Source organism: Streptomyces sp. NPDC054863 (genome assembly GCF_053610825.1).
Window position 1 is genome coordinate 1 of record NZ_JBSGZD010000341.1, and the last position, 8,013, is coordinate 8,013.

General features: G+C 74.9%; 7 protein-coding genes. 6 read left to right on the plus strand and 1 reads right to left on the minus strand.

From position 1 onward, the window contains the following. Nucleotides 1-1,269, minus strand: a 1,269-nt coding sequence (locus ACWGIG_RS34385) for an AAA family ATPase (protein WP_453325621.1), incomplete at its 3' end; no start/stop codon positions are given. A 385-nt stretch (nucleotides 1,270-1,654) separates the two neighbouring features. Between ACWGIG_RS34385 and ACWGIG_RS34390 the strand changes: the two genes are divergently transcribed. From ACWGIG_RS34390 to ACWGIG_RS34415, 6 genes are read left to right on the plus strand one after another with little or no spacing between them, the layout of a single operon-like run. After that, on the plus strand, nucleotides 1,655-2,662 hold the full coding sequence (locus ACWGIG_RS34390; RefSeq protein WP_453325622.1) for an SCO3242 family prenyltransferase: 1,008 nt from the start codon (nucleotides 1,655-1,657) through the stop codon (nucleotides 2,660-2,662). Next, nucleotides 2,659-3,585, plus strand: coding sequence for a sugar phosphate isomerase/epimerase family protein (locus ACWGIG_RS34395; RefSeq protein ID WP_453325623.1), 927 nt, complete (start codon nucleotides 2,659-2,661; stop codon nucleotides 3,583-3,585). The genes ACWGIG_RS34390 and ACWGIG_RS34395 overlap by 4 nt, the downstream gene beginning before the upstream one ends. After that, nucleotides 3,582-4,334, plus strand: coding sequence for an EboA domain-containing protein (locus tag ACWGIG_RS34400; RefSeq protein WP_453325624.1), 753 nt, complete (start codon nucleotides 3,582-3,584; stop codon nucleotides 4,332-4,334). The genes ACWGIG_RS34395 and ACWGIG_RS34400 overlap by 4 nt, the downstream gene beginning before the upstream one ends. Before the next feature lie 10 nt (nucleotides 4,335-4,344). After that, nucleotides 4,345-5,316, plus strand: a complete 972-nt coding sequence (locus ACWGIG_RS34405; RefSeq protein ID WP_453325625.1) for a TatD family hydrolase — start codon at nucleotides 4,345-4,347, stop codon at nucleotides 5,314-5,316. 3 nt (nucleotides 5,317-5,319) lie between these two features. Further along, a complete protein-coding gene (eboE, locus tag ACWGIG_RS34410; protein ID WP_453325626.1) occupies nucleotides 5,320-6,549 on the plus strand; it encodes a metabolite traffic protein EboE in 1,230 nt (409 codons plus the stop codon). Then, a complete protein-coding gene (locus ACWGIG_RS34415; RefSeq protein WP_453325627.1) occupies nucleotides 6,546-7,955 on the plus strand; it encodes an alkaline phosphatase family protein in 1,410 nt (469 codons plus the stop codon). Before eboE ends, ACWGIG_RS34415 begins: the two co-directional genes overlap by 4 nt. Nucleotides 7,956-8,013 lie beyond the last annotated feature (58 nt).

Sequence of the window (8,013 nt, forward strand, 5' to 3'; positions counted from 1 at the left end):
GCCCATGCGTCCGGTGGTGACGAGACAGCCGACCACGGGGACGAGCAGATCGGTGCGCGCGGAGCCCGCGGGCTGGCGCTCCGCCGCCGGACCCACCAGGTCGATCACGGTGGCCGGGTGCTGCACGGCGAGCGTGCGCGCGGTGCGCTCCAGTTCGCCGAGCGCGCCGCTCTCGCCCCCGGCAGCGGCTGCCGCCAGATGGCCGGCCGCGCCGGTGAAGTCGCCGGTGGCGGCGAGGCGTTCCCCCAGTTCCCGGCGGAGCGCGGTACGCACCGGCGGGGGCACGGCCTCGGCCACGGCCTGCCGCAGTACCGCATGACGGAACACCAGCCGGTGTTCCGTGGAGCTCAGCACGCCCGCCGCGACGCACTCCTGCACCGGCGGCATCAGGTCGCGGGCCGTCCGCTCCAGCGCCAGTGCGAGGTCGGCCGGCGGTACCGAGCGGCCCAGGACCGCCGCCACGTCCAGCAGGGCGCCCGCCTCGGCGGACAGGCCGCGCAGGGGCCGCAGCAGCGCCTCCCGCAGCCGGTCAGGCAGCGGCCCCTGGGGCAGCGTCGCCGTCGGCGCGCCGGTGGCCGGCCGGATGAACTCCGCGGCGGCGCGGGCGAGTTCCACGACGCGCCCCGGCATTCCTTCCGCGACGGCGCACAGGGCGGTGAGCCGTTCGTCCGGCGGCGCGCCCAGCACCTCCGTGGCCAGTTCGGTCACGGCGTCCGCCGACAGCGGACCCAGTTCCAGACGGAGCGCAGCGTCGTCGGTGAGGGCGGCGAACAGACGCGTCACGCCGGAGGCGCCCGGGTCCTTCTGGGCCGGTCCGGGCCCGCCGCCGTTCGTCGTGTGCGTCAGCACCACCAATACGGGAAGGGAGCCGGTGGTCAGCAGCGCGGACAGGTCCCGCAGCGCCTCCAGCGCCTTCGGGGGCGCCCACTGCGCATCGTCCAGCGCGACCAGCAGCGGCGCCGTGGGCGGCCGTTCGGCGGTGTGGCGCAGCAGGCGGCCGAGCGCGCTGTCGTCCCCGGAGCCCTGCGGCGCGGGCGGCAGGCCGAGCGGGGCGAGGAATGCGGGGTGGCCGAGATGGTCGGCGGCGGCCCGGCAGACGGTGAACCCCCGGGCCGATGCGAGCAGCGCGGCCTCCGTGAGCATTCTGCTGCGCCCGCTTCCGGAACTGCCCTCGACCAGCACGACCCGGCCCCGACCCCCGGCCGCCTCCGCCAGCGCTCGCACCAGCTGGTCGCGCAGAGTGTCCCGGCCTCGCAGTGCATGGGTCACGGAATCCACTTTCCTTCGGTCGTGCGCTCTGGCGCTCGGTGTACCGCCGATCGAGAACATCGAGAAAAGAGTGCCTCTTTCCGGGGGGCCGCCGAAAGACGCGAATTCTCGGAAAGGGGAATCGGGGACCCTGTTTCCGGCAACGGGTTCCAGGTAAGGAATTCCCGTTCACGTAATCCCGTGAGCGAGGACGCGGTACCGTGGCCACGTGACACCGGACGCGGGCTCCACCAGGGGGTTTCCCGCACAGGGGCCATCGGTCGGGAGGGCCCACCCCACCCGGACGAGTGGGTTTTCGCAGCGACTCGCGGGCCCGCTGACGGTATTTCATGAATGCCGCGGAAGGGCTGGGCCGGCCCACGCCGCTGTGCCTATATTTCCTTTTGTGAAAATACCGAGAGAAGCTTCCGGCCGTTTCGCGTGGCGCCCGCTGGTGAGGCTCGTGCGCGCCCCGGCCGCCCTGTCCGTACCCGGGGACATCCTGTGCGGAGCCGCTGCCGCCGGACGGCCCGCCGACCTCCGCACGCTCGGCGCCGCCGCGTCCTCGGTCTGTCTGTACTGGGCGGGCATGGCCCTCAACGACTACGCCGACGCCGCCGTGGACGGCGTCGAACGCCCCGGCCGGCCGGTTCCCTCCGGGGCGGTCGAGCGGCGCACCGCGCTGGCCGCGGCCACGGGACTGACCGCCGCGGGTCTGGCTCTGGCCGCCGCCTGCGGTCGCCGTCGCCTGGTCACGGCCACTGCGCTCACCGCCGCCGTGTGGGCGTACGACCTTCGCCTCAAGGACACCGTCGCGGGGCCCGCCACCATGGCGGCAGCCCGCGGCATCGACGTACTGATGGGCGGCGGAGTCCGAGCCGCAGCACCCGCGGCGGCCGTCGCCCTGCACACCTACGGCGTCACCACACTCAGCCGTCACGAGGTGTCGGGCGGCGGCCGGGGCGCCGCACGGGCCGCACTGGCCTGCGCGGCCGGGGCCGCCCTGACCGCGGGCACACTGGCCGCGAGCACCGCGCACGCGTCCCGCCCCCGGCTGTTCCTGCCGCTCGCGGGCGCCCTGCTGGCCCGGTACGCATCCGGCTACGGACGTCCGCTGACGACCCTCGCCGCACCGTGGTCCGCGCCGCGTCGGGACGACGTCCCCCGGTCCGCGCCCCGGGACGAAGCCTCCCGGGCCGCGACCCGCCAGGACACCGCCCCCCGGCCCGTCGCCCCACCGGACGACGAGGCGCCCGCCGAGCGGGTCGCCCACGCGGTCCAGGCCGGCATCCTCGCCCTCATCCCGCTCCAGGCGGCCCTCGCCGCCGCCTGCGGAGCCCCGCTGTCCGCCGCGCTCGTGGCCGCGGCCGACCCCCTCGCCTCCCGGCTCGTGAAGGCGGTGCCCGCGACATGATCTTCCGTACCCGCGACACGACCTCCGGCGCCCCCGGCCCGGCCACCGGCCCGCTCCTGCCCCTGCGCTTCGCCTACGGCACCAACGGCTTCGCCCGGCACTCCCTGGAGGAGGCGCTGCGCATCATCGCCGACATCGGCTACGAAGGGGTCTCCCTCACCCTCGCCCGCCACCACCTCGACCCCTACGCCCCCGACGCGCCCGCCCGCGTCGCCCGACTGGCGCGCCTGCTGGACCGGTTGGGCCTCGCCGTGGTCGTCGAGACCGGCGACCCCCAGCTGCTGGACCCCGCCAGGCCGCACCTGCCGGGCCTGCTCTGCGAGCACGGGAGCGACGCCCGCGTCGACCTGATCCGCCGCGCCGTCCGCGTCGCCGACGCACTCGGCGCGGACACCGTGCACGTCACCAGCGGCAGCGCCCCCGAAGGAATGGAGCAGGACGCGGCACTCGACCGGCTGGCCGCCCCGCTGCGGCGGCTCCTCGCCACCGCGCAGACGTACGGGATCACCCTCGCCCTGGAGCCGGAACCGGAGATGTTCCTCAACGGCGTCGACCGGTTCCTGGCGTTGCGTGCCCGCCTCGACGACCACCCGCTGCTGCGCCTGACCCTCGACGTCGGGCACGCCCACTGCTCCGAGCCCCGGCCGTTGCAGGCCTGCGTCGAGCTCGCCCTGCCGCACCTCGCGCACGTCCAGATCGAGGACATGGTCCGGGGCGTCCACCGCCACCTTCCGTTCGGCGCAGGCGAGATCGACTTCCCGCCGGTGCTGCACGCCCTGGCCGAAGGCGGCCACCGCGGCCTGGTCTCCGTGGAGATCCAGGACGGTTTCGCCGACGCCGCCCGCACCGCCACCCGGTCCCTCGCCTTCCTGCGGCAAGCCGCACGCGTGAGGGAGACAGCACGAGTGAGGGAGACAGCATGATCGCCGGACTCTGCGCGGCCCTGGAGGAGCGCCTCACCCCGGCCGCCGCCGGCTGGCTGGAAGGCGCACTGCGCGCCACGGCCGCCGACCCCGACGCCGTCCACGACGTGTTCCCCGCCGTCGCCCGGCACTGCGGACGGGGGCCGCTGGACGCGGCACCCGCCGACGACCCGGACGGCGTGAGCGCCGACTGGAGCGTTGCCGACGCCGCACGGGTGCTGCTGCTGACCGTACTGCCCGCCGACCGGCCGCCGTTGACCGACCGGCTCACCCGCCTCTACCGGGAAGGAGGCACCGCGGAACGGCTCGCCGTGCTGCGCGGCCTGTCCGTCCTCGACGACCTCGACGACACCCTCGGCGACTCCGCCACCGGCCTGCTCCACGAGGCGCTGCGCTCGCACGACCCCCGCCTCGTCCGCGCCGCGCTCGGCCCCTACGCGGTCCGCCGCCTGGACGCCCCCGCCTACCGGCAGGCCATCCTCAAGTGCGTCTGCATGGGGCTGCCCGCCCCGCCGGCACCGCACCGCACCGACGCCGAACTCGCCCGCATGCTCGCCGACCACGCCCACGAACGCGTCGCCGCCGGGCGTGCGGTCCCCGACGAGATCTGGCCGGTACTCGCCCGCTTCCCGGACGCCGTCGCCGCCTCGGGCCTCGCCGACGAGGCCGACCACCCCGACGAAGCCCGCCGCACCGCCGCGCGCCGCGTCCTCGACCGGCTCGCACGCACCCGCGCCACCACCCTCTGAAGGAGCTCCCATGCGCATCTTCGATCCGCACGTGCACATGTCCTCCCGCACCACCGACGACTACGCGCGGATGCGCGACGTGGGAGTACGCGCCCTGGTGGAGCCCGCCTTCTGGCTCGGCCAGCCGCGCACCTCCGTCGGGAGTTTCACCGACTACTTCGACAGCCTCCTCGGCTTCGAGCCCTTCCGCGCCGCCCAGTTCGGCATCCGCCACCACTGCGCCCTGGCCCTCAACCCGAAGGAGGCCAACGACCCGCGCTGCACCGGCGTCCTGGACGAACTGCCCCGCTACCTCGTACGCGACGGCGTCGTCGCCGTCGGCGAGATCGGCTACGACTCGATGACCCCCGCCGAGGACACCGCGTTCGCCACCCAGCTCGACCTCGCCGTCCGCCACGACCTGCCCGTACTCGTGCACACCCCGCACCGGGACAAGGCCGTCGGCACCCGGCGCACCCTGGACGTGATCCGCGAGTCCGGCATCGCCCCGCACCGCGTCCTGGTCGACCACCTCAACGAGGTCACGGTCGACCTCGTCGCCGACTCGGGCTGCTGGATGGGCTTCTCCGTCTACCCCGACACCAAGATGGACGAGACGCGCACCGTGGAGATCCTGCGCCGTCACGGCACGGACCGGATGCTGGTCAACTCGGCCGCCGACTGGGGCCACAGCGACCCGTGCACCACCCGCGCCACCGGCGAGGCCATGCTCGCCGCCGGGATGGGCGAGCAGCTGGCCCACCAGGTGCTGTGGAACAACCCGGTCGCGTTCTACGGCCAGAGTGGACGCCTGGACCTGGCGGACCTGTACGACGACGAGTGGCAGGGCCCGTACGACGACGAGCGGGCGGGCCCCCGCGACGACGAGCGGGACGCTCCGCGCGACGGCAAGCGGCAGGGCCCGTACGGCGACGGGCCGGCCGGACCCCGCGGCGACGCGGCGACGTTCGCCGGGAACTCGCTGCTGCGCGGGGAGCGTTGAGCGTTGCGCTTCCGTCACCGGGACGGCTCCGTCGTCCACCTCGCCTACTGCACCAACGTCCACGCCGCGGAGAGCCTGGACGGCGTCACCGACCAGCTCGACCGGTACGCCGCCCGGGTCCGTGACCGCCTGGACGTCCCCGTACTCGGCGTCGGCCTGTGGCTGGCCCGCGACGCCGCCCGCGAACTCGCCGCCCGCCCCGACCTCACCGCCCGCCTCCGCGACCATCTGCGCCGCCGCGGTCTGGAGACCGTCACCCTCAACGCCTTCCCGTACGAGGGCTTCCACCGCCCCTCCGTCAAGCACGCCGTCTACACGCCCGACTGGAGCGACCCGCGCCGCCTCGCCTACACCGTCGACTGCGCCCGTGTCCTGGCCGGACTGCTGCCCGACGACGTCACCGAGGGCAGCGTCTCCACCCTGCCCCTGGGCTGGCGCACCGACTGGACCCCGCAGCGCCACGCGACCGCCCGCACCCAACTCACCCTGCTTGCGGCCGAGTTGGTTGATCTGCGCCGGGAAACCGGCCGCACCGTCCGGGTCGGTCTGGAACCCGAGCCCGGCTGCGCGGTGGAGACCACCGCACAGGCGGCCAGGCTGCTCGCCGGACTGCCGGCGGAGCTCGGCGTCTGCCTCGACACCTGCCACCTGGCGGTCCAGTTCGAGGAACCCGCCGCAGCCCTCGCCCGCCTCCACGACGCGCACCTCGACGTCGTCAAGGCGCAGATCTCCCGCGCCCTGCACGTGCCCGACCCCGGGGCCCCCGGCCGCGCCGAGCACCTCGCCGGCTACGCCGAGCCCCGCTTCCTGCACCAGACCCGGATGTGCGCCGCCGACGGCACCGTCCACGGCGCCGACGACCTCGCCGACGCCCTGCACGGCCCGCTGCCCCGCACCGGCCCCTGGCGCGTGCACTTCCACACCCCCCTGCACGCGGAGCCCGAGCCCCCGCTCCGGGCCACCGGCGACGTGCTCGAAGCCACCCTCCGCGTTCTGCTGGGCGGCCCCCGCGCACACGTGCGCCACCTGGAGACCGAGACCTACACCTGGGAGGTGCTGCCCGCAGCGGCCCGCCCTCGCGACCGCGACGACCTCGTCGCGGGCATCGCCGCGGAACTCGACTGGACCCGCGACGCCCTGCTGCGCCTCGGCCTCGCCGAGGACACCGCCCCCACCCGACCGGGCCCCGTGGACGGCCCCGGTACCACCCGCACGGAGGTGACCGTCCCATGAGCCGTCTCGTCGTCCTCGACGTCGTCGGAGTGACCCCCCGCCTGCTGCGCCACATGCCCGCCCTGCGGGCCGTGGCCGAGCACGGCACCGCAGCCGCCCTGGAGCCGGTCCTGCCCGCGGTCACGTGCACGATGCAGTCCACCTTCCTCACCGGCGAACCCCCCTCCGGGCACGGCGCGGTGGGCAACGGCTGGTACTTCCGCGACCTCGGCGAGGTCCTGCTGTGGCGCCAGCACAACGCGCTGGTCCAGGGCGAGAAACTGTGGGAGGCCGCCCGGCGCGAGCGCCCCGGCCTCACCGTCGCCAACATCTGCTGGTGGTACGCGATGGGCGCGGACGTCGACTGGACCGTCACCCCCCGGCCCGTGTACTACTCCGACGGCAGCAAGGAGGCCGACTGCTACACCTGGCCACCGTCCCTGCACGACGAACTCACCGCACGCCTCGGCCCGTTCCCGCTGTTCACGTTCTGGGGCCCGAACGCGGGCCTCACCTCGACCCGGTGGATACTCGCCGCCGCCCGCCACGTCTTCGACACCCACCGTCCCGACCTGAGCCTGGTCTACGTCCCACACCTCGACTACGACCTCCAGCGCCACGGCCCCGACTCGCCGGAGGCCCGCCGGGAGGCCCGCCGCCTCGACGACGCGCTCGCCCCCTTCCTGCGCCACCTGCGGGAGGAGGGCGCCACCGTCGTCGCGCTGAGCGAGTACGGCATCACCCCGGTCCGGCGGCCCGTCGACGTCAACCGCGCACTGCGCCGTGCGGGCCTGCTCCAGGTGCACACCCAGGCCGGCATGGAGTACCTCGACCCGCGGACCTCCGCCGCGTTCGCCGTCGCCGACCACCAGATCGCCCACGTGTACGTCGCCGACCCCGACGACCTGCCCCGGGCCCGGAAGGTGCTGGAGGAGCTGGACGGGATGGCGGAGGTGCTCGACGGCCCGGCCAAGAAACGCCACGGCCTCGACCACGAACGCGCCGGTGACCTCGTCGTCGTGGCCGAACCGGACGCCTGGTGCACGTACTACTACTGGCTGGACGACGATCTGGCACCCGACTTCGCCCGGCAGGTCGACATCCACGCCAAGCCCGGCTACGACCCCGCGGAGCTGCTCTACGACCCGGACGTGCCCGGCGTACGGCTGCGCGCGCTGGGCTCCGTCGCCCGCAAGAAGGCCGGTCTGCGCTACCGGATACGCACCGTGCCCCTGGATCCGTCCGGGGTCCGCGGCAGTCACGGCCGCCCGGTGGACGACCCCGAGGACGGTCCGGTGTTCCTGTGCGACAGCCCGGTCACCGGGGCCGCGACCGTGGCAGCCACCGAGGTCAAGGGCCTGCTCCTGGACCTCCTCACGCGCGAGAGCACCTCGCCGCGGACGGCGTCGGCCGGCGCCACCGGTTGACCGGGAGACGCGAAGGCCCGGGAGGCGCGGGGGCGCAGGACGCACGAAGGCCCGGGAC